Genomic DNA, 15,803 nt, shown 5'->3' with positions numbered 1-15,803 from the left:
GCAGTGAGCGGGCTCACCGGCGTGTCACGAGGTCTGGTCGATGAGCACGGCTGTCTCCCACGCCCACTCCCGCCACGTGTCGTAGCGCCCCGACCGGCCGCCGTGCCCGGCAGCGAGCTCCGTGCGGAAGAGGATGGGCGCGGCACCCGGAAGGCCGCCCGTCACGTGCCGCAGCGCGGCGACCCACTTCGCCGGCTCGGTGGCGTAGACGCGGGTGTCGCCGAGGGCCGTCGTCACGAGCAGGCTGGGGTAGCGCCCGGGCCTGACGTTCTCGTAGGGCGTGTACGACTTCATCAGCGCGTATGCCGCCGGGTCCTCGAGCGGGTTGCCCCACTCCTCCCACTCGACCACGGTGAGCGGCAGGGAGGGGTCGAGCATCGTCGTCAGAGCGTCGACGAAGGGCACCGAGGCATGGATGAAGCGGAACCGGTCGGGGGCCGTGTTGGCGACGACGCCCATGAGCAGACCCCCGGCCGAGCTGCCCTCCGCGGCGAGCCGGTCCGGGGCCACGACACCGGTGGCGATGAGGTGGTCGGCACAGGCGACGAAGTCGGTGAACGTGTTGGCCTTGGCGGCGAGCTTGCCGTCGTCGTACCACTGCCGCCCGAGCTCGGAGCCGCCCCGGACGTGCGCGATGGCGAAGACCCAGCCTCGCTGGAGCAGGGAGAGACGCAGGACGGAGAACCACGGGTCGGTGGGGATGCCGTATGCGCCGTAGCCGTTGAGCAGGCCCGGTGCCGTCCCGTCCAGTGGTGTGTCGCGGTGGTGGACGAGCGAGATCGGCACCCGGGTCCCGTCGGGCGCTGTCGCCCACTCACGACGCTGGACGTAGTCGTCGGGGTCGTGGCCGCCACGGACCTCCTGCTGCTTGAGGACCGTCAGCTCCCGCCGGCGCACGTCGTAGTCGCTCACCGTCCGTGGGCTGACGAGAGACTCGTGGACGACCTGGACGGTCGGCGTCGACGACTCCGGGTTGGCCCCGACGGCGACGGTGTGGATCGGCTCGGCGAGGGCGAGATCGTGCGCCTCCCCCAGCCCGTTGGGCGCGTCGGCGTCACGCAGGACGAACCGCACCCCGGACTGGCCCTCCCGACGCAGTGCGATGACGATGAAGTCGTCGAAGCCCTCGGCCGCGGTGACGTACTCGTCCTCACGCGTCACCTCGAGGGGGACCCACTCCTCGTGGCTCGTGCACGTGATCGGCGCGACGGCCAGCTCGAAGTTCGGCCGGTTGGCGTTGTGCGTGATGAGCAGCTGGTCGCCGAACGGCTCGATGTCGTACTCGACGTCCTGCCGCCGCCCCGCGACGACCCACGGCCGATCCAATGGCCGAGCCGCATCGAGGAGAAGGAACTCGCTCGTGGTCTTCGAACCGATGGCGATGATGACGTGGCGGTCGTCGCGCGAGCTGCCGACGCCGACGAAGAAGCGCTCGTCCGGCTCGTCGTGGACGAGGACGTCGGCGTCCATCGACGTCCCGAGCTCGTGTCGCCACACCTGGTGCGGTCGCCACGCCTCGTCGACGAGGGTGTAGAAGACGTAGCGTCCGTCCAGGGACCAGGCCAGCGACCCACCCGTGCCGTGGACCGCCTCGTCGACAACCTCGCCCGTCGCGATCCGCCGGACGCGCACGTCATAGCGTTCGTCGCCGACGAGGTCGACGGCATACGCGAGCAGGTCGCCGGCGGGTGAGACCTCGTTCGCGCCGACGGCGAAGAAGTCGTGGCCGTTCGCCTCGGCGTTGTGGTCGAGCAGGATCTCCTCCCCCTCGATGGGCAGGTCGCCGTCGGTGGTCGGGCGGTCCGGCTGGACGTCGACCCTGACCCGGGCGTCGACGGCGTACTGCTGGCCCTCGACGGTGCGGGAGTAGTACCACCAGCGGTCGTGCCGCACCGGGACCGAGAGGTCGGTCTCGCGGACGCGCGAGCGGAACTCCTCGTAGATCGTGTTCGCGGCGTCCTGGAGGTGGGCCGTCTGCTCGGTGGCCCAGCGGTTCTCGGCCGCGAGGTACTCGAGGAACTCGGCCGACTCGCGGTCGGCCATCCACGCGTAGGGGTCCTCGAAGCGGTCGCCGTGGTGCTCGCGGACGACGGGGGCACGGCGGGCGGTCGGGGGCTGTTGCACGCGGGCAGTCTATGGGCGGGCCCGGATGGGGCGACGGCCCCGGAGCCACGAGGCTCCGGGGCCGTCCGTCCTGCGCGTTGCCGGCCTCAGGGGTGGACGGTCACCTGCCCCTGGACCGTCTGGACCCCGCTGTCGTAGACCCTTGCGGTCCCCTGGCGCACGACCAGCCTGAGACTGTCGACCTTCTTGCCCCCGTCGGTCGCGGTCAGCTCGACCCGGTAGCCGGGCGTGCCGTTGACGGTGGCGTCGCCGGCGAGGACGGCCGTGCCGCCGGTCACGACGAGCCAGTCGAAGGAGCTGGAGGCCACCGAGAACGTGGAGCCGTCGAGGCTGAACGTGAGGGATCCGGTCGGCATCGAGGCGCCCGACTCGTACTTGGCCGTGACAGCGAACTTGCCCTTGCCCTTCGCCGCCGGGTCGGAGACGAGCGCACCCGCAGGCGACAGGACATAGCCGGTACCGGTGAGGAAGCCTGCCGCCGGGTCATAGACGACGGCCGTCGTCGTGCCGGATGCCGAGTTGCCCCAGCCGTCGCTGACCGAGACCGTCACCGGGTAGAGGCCCGCCGTTGCGTAGGTGTGCGTGCCGGTCACCGTCCGCGTCGAGCCGTCGACCGTTCCGGCCGACGTCGTCCCGTCACCCCAGGCGATCGTCGCCGTGTGGGTGTCGAGCCGGTCGGCGTCCGTGAAGGGCGCCGTGACCGAGAACGGCGTCCCGGCCCTGACCGGGCTCGTGTTCGCGACCGTACCGACGACCGGAGCCGCGTTCGTGAGGTCGAGCCCGACGACGACGGGGTCGTGGTCGGAGATCCGGAACGCGTCGGGCGCGTAGAGGCTGGACTGGAGGTTCGCCGTCTTGAAGTCCGTGTTGTAGTCGAGCACCGACGGCTCGTCGGCATTGATGTGCCAGTCGGCGACACCGGTGACCTGTGCCCTCACGGATGTGGAACCGAGCGCGTGGTCGAGGTATCCCCACTGCCCGTCGAAGACGTAGGAGTAGGCGTCCGGTCCGTCGAGCTCCTCGATGAGGTTGTGGAACCCGGCCGTCTCGAGGGTGGTGATCGGGTCCTCCTTGGCGTAGGAGTTCATGTCACCGAGGACGAGCACGTCGGCGTCGCCGGTCTCGGTCGGGTCGCCGGCAAGCCACTCGGCGAGCAGCTGGGCCGACACCGTGCGCACCGCGTTGCAGTTGCCCTGGCCGTCGCCGGCGTCCGGGTCGTCGCAGGCACTGCCCTTGCTCTTGAGGTGGTTGGCGACCGCGACGAAGATGCCGCCGGTGCTCCTGTCGCGGAAGGCCTGCGCCAGGGATGGTCGGTTTCGCGGCGACGAGTCCCCGCCGTTGACGAACTCGACGGAGTTGAGCACGGCGGTCTTGCCGACCGGCGTCACCTTCGCCGGCTTGAAGAGCAGGCCCACCTTGATCGCGTCGGTGCCGAGGGCGTTGGTCTCGCCCGTGGCTGCGTCGGCGTCGATGAACGCCCAGGTGCCCGGCGCGTCCGCGTTGAGCTTGTCGACGAGGAACTGCTCCGCGCTGCCGGGGCCGTAACCGTCGTTCTCCATCTCCATGAAGGCGACGACGTCGGCTCCGGTGCCGTTGACGGCGGCCACCGTCTTGGGCCACTGCCGGTCGAACTCCGCCGGCGTATCGGCACCTCGACAGTCCGTCGCAGCACCGCCGACACCGTTCGCGCAGTTGTCGACCGTGTCGGGGAGCCCGTCGAAGGTGTTGAAGAAGTTGAGCAGGTTCATCCCGACGACACGCGTCGTGCCGCCGACGGCAGGGGCCGCGGTGGGGCGCTCGTTGGTCGACTCGAAGTGGAACGTCCCGCCGAGGGCGTTGACCGGCCGGACCCGGTAGGCGTTCCCGCTGGCGCTGTTGCCGGCCCAGGTGTAGGTCATGACGCCGACGATCCCGGTCGCGGTGTCGCCGCCCCGGAGCGTGTTGCTCGCGGAGAGGGGCTGGCCGTCACGGGCGAAGAGGATCGGGTCGGGGTTCTGAGACTGCGAGGCGTCGTCGAGGATGATCTTGCGCAGGTCGTTGTCCGCCTGGAGGGCGAGGGCGTCGGCACCCGGGGAGACGACGTTGGTCGGCTGCTTGAGCCGTCCGCCCTCTGAGAGGACGACCTGGCCGAACCGGCCGAGCTGGAAGTGCTCGGTGACCGTCATCTGCTGCGGCATCGTGACGAGCATCCCCTCGACGCGCTCGAGCGCGGTGTCCGAGGCCACCGGGAACGTCACCGGGGTCGGGGCCACGGTCCCCGTGCCGCACTTCCGGATCGTGCCGACGCTGATCTGCGACTGACCCTGGTTCTCACCCGCGGTGCCGGTGACCCGGACGACGTCGCCAGGGACCACCGTGTTGGCGTTGTTGCCCTCGAAGACGAAGATGCCGTCGGAGGTGGCGGGGTCGCCGTCACCGGCGGCGTCCTGCAGGTAGAACCCGCGCAGTGCCGGGGAGGCCCCTTCGTAGTCGCCGACGACGACGCCCTGCGTCGTCACCGTGCCGGTCAGGGCAACGGTCGCCCCAGAACCCTGGATCGCGGGGACCGGCGTGAAGGGCAGGGTGCACGGGTCGACTGCCGCGACCGTGAACGACGCGGTGAAGTCCGCGGCCATGGTGTCGGGCGGGTCGTTCGTGTCCTGGTCGGTGACCCCGGCGGCGGAGACCGTGAGGGTGCAGGTCTCACTGGCCGCGAGGTCGGTGCTCGGGTCGAGGGTGAACGTGCTGGGGCCCCCGGTGACGGCGAGAGTCTTGGTGCCGCTCGACGAGCAGACAAGGGCGAAGGCGGAGGCGGTCACGTCGACCGGCTCGGAGAACGTGACCGAGAGGTTGCTCGAGGCGGCGACGCCTGTCGCCCCGTCCGCCGGCGACGTCGACGCCACGGTGGGCGCCGCATCAGTCACCGGCCCCTGGATCGTGTGCGAGCCGAGCCCGTCGAAGGTGTCGACCGCGAAGCCGTCCCACTCGACGGCGGGGTCGAAGGCATCAGACCCGTTGACGTCCCCCGCCGCGATCGTGGCCTTGCGCCTCAGCGTGTTGTCAGCCGTGGAGGTCAGGCCCGTGCCCCACTCGGTGCCGGGGTCGACGCCGACCTGGCCGATGGAGTCGATGACGGTCGTGCCCTTGCGCAGGACGACGGCGTCGTCGCCGTTGTACCAGGAGGCGGCGTTGGTCTGGTCGGCCTGGGCGAGGATCGTCGCGCTCGCGGTTGCCTGGGCAAGGACGAAGACGTCGCCGCTCGCGACCGTGCCGCTCAAGCCGATCGTCAGCCCAGCCGTGCTCGAGCCGTTGAAGAACATCTGGACGGTGTAGCCGCCGGCACCGAGGTCGATGGGCGACCCCGTGCCGTTGTAGATCTCGAGGGCCTTGTTGTTGCTCGAGCCCTCGATGTACTCGCTGAAGAACAGCTCGGTCGGTGCCGCCGATGCGGCGGGGGCCGCGACGAACGGGATGATGGCGACGGCGAGCGCGGCCGTCGTCACCCCCGCCATCCGACGCGCCCAGGGGCGTGATGAAAGCATGTGAGTTCCTCCCGGTGAACCGGCTCCTGCGCACGGTGTGCCGAAACCCTAGACCGGGCCGATCGCCCGCGCCGCCCGAATGGTGAGACAAAATGCGACGAATCGGTGAACGGTGCGCGCCGACGGACGCCGTTGGGGCACAAGGCGAACAGCCCTCGGGGCCCTGACGCAGGCACGTTTCAGGTCACGGCGCCTCGACGACGGCTGGGTCAGCCGGCCACGCCTCGAGGGTCCGCCGGGTCTCGAAGCGCCGCCGCGTGCCGTCGACCGGGTCGTCGAACTCCAGGACGGCGGCGAGCAGTTGGAGCGGGTTGCTGAAGTCGTCGAGGGGCACGTCGTGCTCGACGGGGTAGAGCGCATCGCCGACGATCGGGATGCCGAGGCCGTTCAGCTGGCACCGCAGCTGGTGGGTGCGTCCCGTGCGGGGCGTCAGCCGGTACAGCCCGAGGCCACCGGACCGTGCCTCGAGCTCGATCAGCGTCTCGGCATTGGGAGGCCCGCCCGGCACCTCGCGGGCCTGGTGGGTCCCGTGCTCCTTGACGATGTGGGTGCGCCGCACGACGGGCAGCTTGAGGTCGTCGCGGACCGGCGCCACGGCGAGGTACTCCTTGAGGGCGAGCCCCTCGGCGAAGACCCGCTGGTAGGCGCCCCGCCACCGCTGCTCGGTCGTGAACATGAGCACGCCCGCGGTCGGTCGGTCGAGCCGGTGCGCCGGCGTCAGGCGGGGGAGCCCGGTGAGCACCCGGGTCCGAGCGAGGGCACTCTGGACGACATGGCGCCCACGCGGCATCGTCGAGATGAAGTGCGGCTTGTCGATGACGACGACGCGCTCGTCGCGGTGGAGAACGTCGATCTCGAAGGGGACCTGGACCTCGTCGGGCAGGTCGCGGTGCGTCCACACGACCGTCTGCGGGACGAACGGCGCGTCGGGCGGCACCGGCGCACCCGTCACGTCGACGAACTCACCGGCCCTGAGCTTGCGGTCGACCTCGTCGGCGTCGAGCCCGGGAGCGAGCCGTTCGACGAGGTGGTCGCGCAGGCTCTCCCACGGCCCTTCCTGCGGCATCCGGATCCGTTGGGCGTCGACGCCGTGACGGGGTGGGAGCGGCGACGCCGGGATGGCACTCCGGGCCACTCAGTCCTCCCCCGTGATCCGCACGTCGACGTCGTGGCCGAGAAAGCGCCCGTATGCCGCTCCGCTCGCTTCGATCCCACGGCGCGCCCTCGCGGTCGGCCTGGTCAACGGCGTCACCTCGACCATCGTCGCGCCGTTCGCAGCACGGCGCTTCCAGATCCCGGCCACCTCCCCGTCGACGACGACCGTCGGCTGGAAGACCATGTTTCGCCCGGGCACGACCCGCGCCGTGTGCTCGTCGGGCAGCGTGACGTCGCGGGACCGGTAGCCGAGGAGGAGCTCGTCCCACTGCGGCAGCAGGTGCACCGCGTCCGGCGCGCCGGAGGGAGCCGGCGCGTCGACATGCGTGAGCCAGGTCTGGCCGTCGACCTCCTCCTTGACGATGCGGTCCCCCAGCTGGCCGAGCGCCTCGCGGGCGAGGGTCAGGGTGCCGCCGACCCAGTTGGCCAGATCCCCCTCCGTCACGGGGCCGTGGCCGCGGACGTAGCGCTCGGCGACGAGTGCCAGGCCTTCCTCGCGGGTTGGGTTGCGAGACAGGGGAACCCACGCATCGATGAGGACGAAGCTCGGCTGCTTGCCGATGAGCGGACCTTGGCAGAGCAGGCCGGTCATGCAGTGGTGGCCGACGAGGTGGTAGGCGCGCTGGCCGCTCGCGTCGATGCCGGCCCTGGCCAGCAGGGCGGCGACGTCGGGTCGGCTCATCGGCTCGTGGAGGTGCTCCTCGAAGAGACGGCCAGCCGTGGCGACCTCACGCTCGGTGAGGCCCAGCTGGCGGTAGCGCGCGCCGATCGAGCCGAGCACGCGCCCGGCAAGGAGCCGGGTCATCCAGCGCGCATCCTCGGCCGCGACCCAGTGCAGGGTGCCGCGCATCGGCCAGGTCCGGACGATCTCGCGGCGGAGCACCGCCTCCTCGACCTCGGCGAGCGTCAGGCCCGATCGCACCCCGAGCGACCACACCCCGCTCTGGTAGTCCTGCGCCTGCAGGGCGCCCAGGTGGTGGACGACCTCGAGAGCCGACGCCGGAGCAGCCGGGGACCCGAGGGCCGGGCTCAGCCCCAGCGCCGACATCCGCGCGCGACGCAGCCGCCGGCGGTCGGCGGCCTTCATCGGGGAGCCGGCCCGACGGCATACGGGCGACGTGGTGCGCGGGGTCGGCTCATCGGTTCAGCTGAGGCATGCCGGCCCGAGGAGGGCCTTGAGGTCGCCGAAGAGAGCGGACGTCGCGTTGACGCGCAAGGAGTCGTCGAGCGACATGAGCACGGAGCGACCGGGCTGGGTCAGCCTGACCTGGACCTCCGTCGCCCCCGGGTGCTCGCCGAGGACGCGCTTGAGGCTCTCCGCGACGGCGGGGGTGGCCCGGCCGAGCGGGAGCGTCACGACCACGGGTCCGCGTGGCCCCTCCTTGATGTCGGGGATCATGAGCTCCTGGGCGAAGATCGAGATCGAGTCGTCGCGGGCGCTCACCCGACCCTTGACGGCGCAGACGGTGTCTTGCGCGAGCATCGTGGAGTATGTCAGGTAGGCGGACGGGAAGAAGAGGCACTCGATCGCGCCGTCGAGGTCCTCGACCGTCGCGATGGCCCAGAGGTCGCCCTTCTTCGTGCGCTTGAGCTGGAGGCTTGTGATGAGCCCGGCCACGGTGACGGGGGTGCCGTCGGGCTTGGCGTCCTCGCCCATGAGCGAGGCGATCGTCGTGTCGGCGTGCGTCGCGAGGATGTGCTCGATCCCGAAGAGCGGGTGGTCCGAGACGTAGAGGCCGAGCATCTCGCGCTCGAAGGACAGGAGGGTCGCCTTGTCCCACTCCCCGCTCGGCACGGGCGGCAGGCCGTCGAAGGCGTCGGCCCCACCGCCGACCCCGTCGTCGTCACCGAAGCTGCCGAAGAGGCTGTCCTGGCCGATGGCCTCCTGCTTCTTGACCTCGACGAGGGCGTCGATGTAGCGCTCGTGGACCTCGACCATCCCGCGGCGGCTCTCGCCGAGCGAGTCGAAGGCCCCACTCTTGATGAGCGACTCGATGGTGCGCTTGTTGCAGACGACGGCCGGAACCTTCGAGAGGAAGTCCTTGAACGAGCCGAAGGCGCCCTTCTCCTCACGCGCCTTGATGATCGCCTCGACGACGGGCAGGCCGACGTTGCGGACCGCAGCGAGGCCGAAGCGGATGTCGGTGCCGACGGCGGCGAAGTTGGCGATCGACTCGTTGACGTCGGGCGGGAGGACCTTGATGCCCATGTGCCGACATTCGTTGAGGTAGAGCGCCGACTTGTCCTTGTCGTCGCGCACGCTCGTCAGGAGGGCGGCCATGTACTCGGCCGGGTAGTTGGCCTTGAGGTAGGCCGTCCAGTACGACACGAGGCCGTAGGCGGCCGTGTGGGCCTTGTTGAAGGCGTAGTCGGAGAAGGGGACGAGGACGCCCCAGAGGGCCGCGATGGAGGCCTCGTTGAACCCGTTGGCCTTCATCCCCTCGGAGAAGGGGACGTACTCGGCGTCGAGGACCTCCTTCTTCTTCTTGCCCATGGCCCGGCGGAGCAGGTCGGCGTTGCCGAGGGTGTAGCCCGCGAGCTTCTGGGCGATCTCCATGACCTGCTCCTGGTAGATGACCAGGCCGTACGTCATCTTGAGGATCGGGTCCAGGGCCTCGATCATCTCCGGCTGGAGCTTGCCCTTCAGCGCAGGGTCGAGGGGGATGACCTCCTGCTTGCCGTTCTTGCGCAGCGCGAAGTTGGTGTGCGCGTTGACGCCCATTGGGCCGGGCCGGTAGAGCGCGAGGGCTGCGGAGATGTCCTCGAAGTTGTCCGGTTGCATGAGGCGCAGCAGGGCCCGCATGCCGCCGCCATCGAGCTGGAAGACGCCGAGCGTGTCGCCTCGGCCCAGGAGCGCGTAGGTCGCCGGGTCGGTCATGTCCTTGGACAGCGCGTCGAGATCGATGTCCTCGTCGCGGTTGAGCTTGATGTTCTCGATGGCGTCGTCGAGGATCGTCAGGTTGCGCAGGCCGAGGAAGTCCATCTTGACCAGGCCGAGCGACTCGCAGCTCGGGTAGTCGAACTGCGTGATGATCTGGCCGTCCTGCAGGCGCCGCATGATCGGGATGACGTCGATGAGCGGCTCGCTGCTCATGATGACGCCCGCTGCATGCACCCCCCACTGGCGCTTCAGGCCCTCGAGGCCGAGGGCCGTGGCCACGACCTCCTGGGCCGCGGGGTCCTCGTCGTGGACGGCACGGAAGTCGGCCGCCTCGTTGAAGCGCTTGTGCTGCGGGTCGAAGATGCCCGTGAGCGGGATGTCCTTGCCCATGATCGCGGGCGGCATCGCCTTGGTGAGCTTCTCACCCATGGAGAACGGGTGGCCGAGCACGCGGCTCGCGTCCTTGACGGCCTGCTTCGCCTTGATCGTGCCGTAGGTGACGATCTGCGCGACGCGCTCCTCGCCGTACTTCTCCGTGACGTAGCGGATGACCTCACCGCGCCGACGCTCGTCGAAGTCGACGTCGAAGTCGGGCATCGACATGCGCTCGGGGTTGAGGAACCGCTCGAAGATGAGGCCGTGCGGGATCGGGTCGAGGTCGGTGATGCCCATCGCGTAGGCGCACATCGAGCCGGCGCCGGAGCCGCGGCCCGGGCCGACCCGGATGCCGTTGCGCTTGGCCCAGTTGATGAAGTCGGCGACGACGAGGAAGTAGCCGGCGTACCCCTTGGAGACGATGACGTCCTCCTCGAAGGCCGCCTGCTTGCGGGCGTAGTCGGGCACCCCCTCGGGGAACCGTCGCTGAAGGCCGGTCTCGACCTCCTTGATGAACCAGGAGGTCTCGTCCTCTCCCACGGGGCAGGGGAAGCGGGGCATGTAGCGGCCCTCCCCCTCGGTGAAGGAGACCTCGCAGCGCTCGGCGATGAGCAGCGTGTTGTCGCAGGCCTCGGGCAGCTCGCGCCAGACGTGGCGCATCTCGGCGGCCGACTTGAGGTAGAAGTCGTCGGCGTCGAACTTGAAGCGGTTGGGGTCCATCAGGGTCGAGCCGGACTGGACGCAGAGCAGGGCCGCATGGGCCTTGGCGTCCTCGGCCCGCGTGTAGTGAAGGTCGTTGGTCGCGACGAGCGGCAGCCCCAGGTCGCGCGCCAGGCGGATGAGGTCGCGCTGGGTGCGGCGCTCGATGTCGAGGCCGTGGTCCATCAGCTCGACGAAGACGTTGTCGGCCCCGAAGATGTCACGGAGCTCACCGGCGACCTCGCGGGCCTCGTCGTAGAGGCCGAACCGCAGCTTGGTCTGGATCTCGCTGCTCGGGCAGCCGGTCGTGACGATGAGGCCCTTGCCGTAGGTCGAGAGCAGGTCGCGGTCGATGCGCGGCCACTTGGTGTACACCTGGTCGAGCGAGGCGATCGAGCTCATCCGGAAGAGGTTGTGCATGCCCTCGTTGTTCTGGGCGAGCATCGTCATGTGGGTGTAGGCGCCACCACCGGAGATGTCGTCGCGCCCACCGTCGCCCCAGCTGACCTTGGTCCGGTCGGTGCGGTGGGTACCTGGCGTGATGTAGGCCTCGACGCCGATGATCGGCTTGACGCCCGTGCCCTGTGACTTCTTCCAGAACTCGTAGGCCCCGAAGACGTAGCCGTGGTCGGTCGTCGCGAGGGCCGGCATCCCCATCCTGGCGGCCTCGGTGAAGAGGTCGCCGATCCTCGCGGCCCCGTCGAGCATGGAGTACTCGGTGTGCACGTGCAGGTGCACGAAGCTCTGGTCCGGGGCGGCGGTTTCGGTCGACATCGTGGTCGAGTCTAAGCCTCCCCGAGGACACTCCTCGGCGTGTCGCAAGCGGGTGTCGCGGCCGGTGTCATGCCGGCGTCGTGCTGGTTGTCCGGGCGGGTCGCGGGGCCCATCGCCGATCGAGCGCAGCGCTCGTTCTCGAACTCAGTGGTATGCCGCTGAGTTCGAGAACGAGCGCTGCGTTCACGTGGCTTGGAGGCGGGTCACGGGCTCGCGGGGGGCGGGGCACAGTGCCCGCCGAGCGGCATACGACCGTTCTCAACCTTCAGGGTGAGGTTGAGGCTGAACCCGTCAGAAGGTCGACACGATGTCGAGGGCGCGCTGGAGGTCCTCGGGGTAGGGACTCTCGAAGTGGACATACTCCCCCGTCCCGGGATGCTCGAAACCGAGCCCGACGGCGTGCAACCACTGGCGCTCGAGCTTCAGCCTCGCGGCGAGCTTGGGGTCCGCACCGTAGAGCGGGTCGCCGCAGCACGGGTGGTGCAGGGCCGCGAAGTGGACCCGGATCTGGTGTGTCCGGCCGGTCTCGAGGTGGATGTCGAGGAGGCTCGCGTGGCGGAAGGCCTCGATCACCTCGTAGTGGGTGACCGACGGCTTGCCGCTCTTCATGACGGCGAACTTGTAGTCGTGGCCCGGGTGCCGCCCGATCGGGGCGTCGATGGTCCCGACGAGCGGGTCCGGCAGCCCCTGGACGAGCGCATGGTAGGTCTTGTCGACGGTCCGGCTCCGGAAGGCCTGCTTGAGGCGGGAGTAGGCGTACTCGCTCTTGGCGACGACCATGAGGCCCGACGTCCCGACATCCAGCCGGCTGACGATGCCCTGACGCTCTGGCGCGCCAGAGGTCGAGATGCGGTAGCCCGCGGCCGCGAGGCCACCGACGACATCGGGACCGTTCCAGCCGACGCTCGGGTGCGCGGCCACCCCGACCGGCTTGTCGACGACGATGATGTCGTCGTCGTCGTGCACGATGCGCATGCCCGGCACCGGCTCGGCGACGACGGCGAGGCTCGGGGTGTCTTCCGGCCGCGGGAGCGACACCTCGAGCAGCGCCCCGGCCGTGAGCCGCTCCGACTTGGCCACCGCCTTGCCGTCGAGGACGACGTGGCCGTCCGCGGCGAGGTCTGCGGCCTTGGTCCGCGAGACGCCGAAAAGGCGGGCCACCCCGGCGTCGACGCGCTCGCCCTCGAGGCCGTCGGGGACGAGGACGGTGCGCACGTCAGGCATCGGGGCCGCCTCCGGGGGTCGGCCCAGCCGGCACGTCGCGGTCGTGAACCCGGTCGCGGTCACGGCGGCCGTCCACGCCGATCCCGAGGAGCGCGAGCACGATGATGAGCCCGGCCGCGCCGACGATCCAGATGTCGGCAACGTTGCCGATGAACCACCGGTTGTAGTCGATGAAGTCGACTACATGTCCCTGACCGCCGCCCGGCGGCCGGACGAACCGGTCGGTCAGGTTGCCCACGGCGCTGCCGAGGAGCAGCCCGAGGGCGAGGGCCCATGCCCAGGACCCGAGATCCTTGGCGACGAAGATGATCGCGGCGAGCACGCCGAGCGCGATGAGGGTCATCACCCACGTGTTGCCCGCCCCCAGCGACAGGGCGGCCCCCGGGTTGCCGATCAGCTTGAAGCGGATGAGGTCGCCGATGAAGGGCCGCGGCTCGCCGTCGGCGAGGACGTCGAGGGCGACGATCTTCGAGACCTGGTCGCTCGCGTAGGCGAGCACGGCCACGGCGACGAGCATGGCGAAGAGCCACTTTCGGCGGGCGGGGGTCGGCTTGGGGTCCTGCGTCTTTGGGGTCACGAGCTCGGGGTGGGTCTCGGGGCTCACGCCATCACTGGTCTGCGAGCCGGTAGCGGGCAGCAGCGACACGTCGACGTCCTGGGGGGACGTCGACGCGTCGGTCTGCGGGGTCAGTGGCGGTCCTGCTTCTCCTGGCATGTCATGCACAGGGTCGCACGAGGACGGGCCTGGAGTCGAAGTTTGCCGATCGGGTTGCCGCAGTTCTCGCAGATGCCGTAGGTCCCTGCGTCGAGCTGCTCGAGGGCGTGCTCGGCCTGCAGCAGGCTGGCGCGGGCGTTGGCAGCGACCGAGATCTCGTGGGCCCGCTCGGCGGTCTTGGCCCCTGCGTCGGCCTGGTCGTCACCGGCGCCGTCCCCAGAGGCGCGCAGGAGGTCGTCGAGCTCGTCCTCGGCGAGCTTGAGCTCGACGCGGTGCGTCTCGATCTCGTCGAGCAGGATGCCGCGGACCTCCTTGATCTCCTCCACGCTCCACGGGCTCTCGTCGTCCTTGACCCGCAGGGTCTCGGCGAGCTTCGTCGTGCGTGCTCGCGACGTGGCGGTGGTCCTGCTCGCGGTCTTGGTGGCGGTCTTGGTAGCGGTCTTCGCCGGCGGCGTGCTCGCGCTCTTGGTGGCTGCTGGAGTGGTCTTCACAGTCGATGCCTTCTTGGTCTCGGTCGCCCAGCCGGTACTGGTGCGGCCCTGGGGCGTTTCGGTGGTCTTCGCCGCGGCCTTCGCCGTGGTCTTCGTCGTGGTCTTCGCCGTCTTCCTCGCGCTCGCGGGAGTCGTCCTCGGGGTCGGGGCGGCCTTCTTCGTCGTGGCCTTCTGAGCGGCCGTTTTCTCGACCGTGGTCTTCGGGGTGGGCTTCGCAGTCGTCTTCGCGGTCGTCTTCGCCGTGGTCTTCGCGGCGGCCTTCGCCGTCGCCGTCTTTGCCGTGGCCGCCTTCGCGGTCGCCCTGGCGGTGGTCTTCGACGTGGCCTTGGCGGTCGGCGCCTTCGCGGTCGCCTTCGCGGTGGAGGTCTTCGCGGTGGAGGTCTTCGCGGTGGAGGTCTTCGCGGTGGAGGTCTTCGCGGTGGAGGTCTTCGCGGTGGAGGTCTTCGCGGTGGAGGTCTTCGCGGTGGAGGTCTTCGCGGTGGAGGTCTTCGCGGTGGAGGTCTTCGCGGTGGAGGTCTTCGCGGTGGAGGTCTTCGCGGTGGAGGTCTTCGCGGTGGAGGTCTTCGCGGTGGAGGTCTTCGCGGTGGAGGTCTTCGCGGTGGAGGTCTTCGCGGTGGAGGTCTTCGCGGTGGAGGTCTTCGCGGTGGAGGTCTTCGCGGTGGAGGTCTTCGCGGTGGAGGTCTTCGCGGTGGAGGTCTTCGCGGTGGAGGTCTTCGCCGCCGTCGACGCTGACGACTCCGGCTTCGCAGCGCCCGGTTTCGCAGCGCCCGGTTTCGCGGTGGTCGCCTTCTTCGTCGTGGACGTCGAGCCCGTGACGGCCCGGCCGGCACTCTTGGCGACGGAGGCCGCCGTCTTCGCGACCTTGGACGCAGCCCCTCGGACACTCGCGGCGGCTGACCTGCGCACGGAGGAGGACGTGGACCTCGCGCCCGATCGCGTCGGGGCAGCGGCTGCCGCGGCGGCCCCCGACGCCTTCGTCGCGGCCGTGCGTGGCGTGGCCCCCGAGGCCCCTGCTGTCTTCTTCGCCGCCATCTGGCCCTCCATGGCTCATGTCGTCGACGCTGACAAGTGGGGCCGACAATAAGCCCCCGAACGCGCCCACACAAACGAGACGCGCGAACCCGCGCCAAGTGATCGCCGTGCACAACGCACGAGGGCCGCCCGGGACGGATCCCGGGCGGCCCTCGCTCGTCTGGTCGAGGTCGAGCGTGTGCTCAGCCGTGGCGCTGGGCGTCGACCGGGCGGCCCGGCTCGACGACACCGGAGTCGAGGCTGTGCAGCTGGCCCTCGATGTAGGACTTGAGGTTGGTCCGGTAGTTCTTCTCGAAGCCGCGCAGCTCCTCGATCTTGCGGTCGAGCAGGCTCTTCTGCTTCTCGAGCTCATCGAGAAGGGCAGCCTTGCGCTGCTGCGCCTCGGCGACCATGCCGGTCGAGCGCTCACGCGCCTCGGTCAGCATCTCGTCGCGCTTGGCGGTCGCCTCGGCGAGCATCTGGTCGCGCTTGGCGGTGGCCTCCCCGATCATGCGGTCGCGCTCGGCGGTCGCCGCGGCGGAGATCTCCTCGGCCCGGCGGACGGCCTCGTCGTGCTTGGCCTGGCCGGTGCCGACGAGCTGGTCGTACTTCGCCTGACCGGTGGAGAGGAGCTCGGCGTGGCGGCTCTCGGCCTCGGTGATGAGCTGGTTGCGACGGCTCTCACCGGCCGCCACGTGCTCGTCGTGCAGGCGCTGCGCGAGGGCGATGACACCGGCGGCGTCGGCACCCGCCGTCGAGGGGGTGGCCGGGGCCGCGGCCGACGTGCTCGAGACCTGGCTGGCGCGGGCGCTCGCGGCGTCCGCCTCGGCCCG

At 70.2% G+C, this 15,803-nt stretch carries 10 protein-coding genes and 1 pseudogene; 2 read left to right on the top strand and 9 right to left on the bottom strand.

What is annotated here, in order from left to right:
• Nucleotides 1-24: 24 nt before the first annotated feature.
• The 8 genes from N865_RS12770 to N865_RS12735 form a co-directional block, all read right to left on the bottom strand.
• On the bottom strand, nt 25-2,124 hold the full coding sequence (locus N865_RS12770) for a S9 family peptidase (protein ID WP_034806515.1): 2,100 nt from the start codon (nt 2,122-2,124) through the stop codon (nt 25-27).
• Nucleotides 2,125-2,210: 86 nt separating this feature from the next.
• Nucleotides 2,211-5,645 carry an ExeM/NucH family extracellular endonuclease gene (locus tag N865_RS12765; protein ID WP_034806511.1) on the bottom strand — a complete coding sequence of 1,145 codons (3,435 nt, stop codon included), beginning with the start codon at nt 5,643-5,645 and terminating at the stop codon, nt 2,211-2,213.
• Nucleotides 5,646-5,829: 184 nt separating this feature from the next.
• Entirely contained in the window at nt 5,830-6,780 is a 951-nt protein-coding gene (locus N865_RS12760; RefSeq protein WP_051510529.1) for a pseudouridine synthase, read from the bottom strand.
• Nucleotides 6,781-7,887 (bottom strand): winged helix DNA-binding domain-containing protein, encoded by a 1,107-nt coding sequence (locus N865_RS12755; RefSeq protein ID WP_245603750.1) that lies wholly within the window; start codon nt 7,885-7,887, stop codon nt 6,781-6,783.
• Between the two features lie 57 nt (nt 7,888-7,944).
• Nucleotides 7,945-11,529 (bottom strand): DNA polymerase III subunit alpha, encoded by a 3,585-nt coding sequence (gene dnaE / locus N865_RS12750; RefSeq protein WP_034806508.1) that lies wholly within the window; start codon nt 11,527-11,529, stop codon nt 7,945-7,947.
• 291 nt (nt 11,530-11,820) lie between these two features.
• Nucleotides 11,821-12,753, bottom strand: a complete 933-nt coding sequence (locus tag N865_RS12745) for an RluA family pseudouridine synthase (protein WP_034806633.1) — start codon at nt 12,751-12,753, stop codon at nt 11,821-11,823.
• Nucleotides 12,746-13,468 carry a signal peptidase II gene (locus tag N865_RS12740; RefSeq protein WP_245603749.1) on the bottom strand — a complete coding sequence of 241 codons (723 nt, stop codon included), beginning with the start codon at nt 13,466-13,468 and terminating at the stop codon, nt 12,746-12,748. Before N865_RS12740 ends, N865_RS12745 begins: the two co-directional genes overlap by 8 nt.
• Nucleotides 13,441-13,959 carry a TraR/DksA family transcriptional regulator gene (locus N865_RS12735; RefSeq protein WP_034806505.1) on the bottom strand — a complete coding sequence of 173 codons (519 nt, stop codon included), beginning with the start codon at nt 13,957-13,959 and terminating at the stop codon, nt 13,441-13,443. The genes N865_RS12740 and N865_RS12735 overlap by 28 nt, the downstream gene beginning before the upstream one ends.
• On the opposite strand from N865_RS12735, the gene N865_RS21805 reads away from it, so the two are divergent.
• Complete coding sequence (locus N865_RS21805) at nt 13,949-14,134, top strand: hypothetical protein (RefSeq protein WP_051510528.1); 186 nt, start codon at nt 13,949-13,951, stop codon at nt 14,132-14,134. The two genes, N865_RS12735 and N865_RS21805, sit on opposite strands and share 11 nt — an antisense overlap.
• Nucleotides 14,135-14,164: 30 nt before the next feature.
• Nucleotides 14,165-15,043, top strand: a complete 879-nt coding sequence (locus tag N865_RS12730) for a hypothetical protein (protein ID WP_157557685.1) — start codon at nt 14,165-14,167, stop codon at nt 15,041-15,043.
• Nucleotides 15,044-15,173: 130 nt separating this feature from the next.
• Here the strand turns inward: N865_RS12730 and N865_RS23040 are convergent.
• A pseudogene (locus N865_RS23040) lies at nt 15,174-15,803 on the bottom strand (DivIVA domain-containing protein); the annotation flags it as partial.

Origin of the sequence: Intrasporangium oryzae NRRL B-24470 (assembly GCF_000576595.1) — a bacterium.
In the GTDB taxonomy this organism is placed as follows: domain Bacteria; phylum Actinomycetota; class Actinomycetes; order Actinomycetales; family Dermatophilaceae; genus Intrasporangium_C; species Intrasporangium_C oryzae.
The sequence above is the reverse complement of the archived record's forward strand: the minus strand, read 5'-3'. Positions and strand labels throughout refer to the sequence as shown.

Coding starts and splice junctions, on each gene's coding strand:
- N865_RS12755 (WP_245603750.1), bottom strand. CDS start 7,887: ATGAAGGCCGCCGACCGCCGGCGGCTGCGTCGCGCGCGGATGTCGGCG.
- N865_RS12745 (WP_034806633.1), bottom strand. CDS start 12,753: ATGCCTGACGTGCGCACCGTCCTCGTCCCCGACGGCCTCGAGGGCGAG.
- N865_RS12765 (WP_034806511.1), bottom strand. CDS start 5,645: ATGCTTTCATCACGCCCCTGGGCGCGTCGGATGGCGGGGGTGACGACG.
- N865_RS12740 (WP_245603749.1), bottom strand. CDS start 13,468: ATGCCAGGAGAAGCAGGACCGCCACTGACCCCGCAGACCGACGCGTCG.
- dnaE (WP_034806508.1), bottom strand. CDS start 11,529: ATGTCGACCGAAACCGCCGCCCCGGACCAGAGCTTCGTGCACCTGCAC.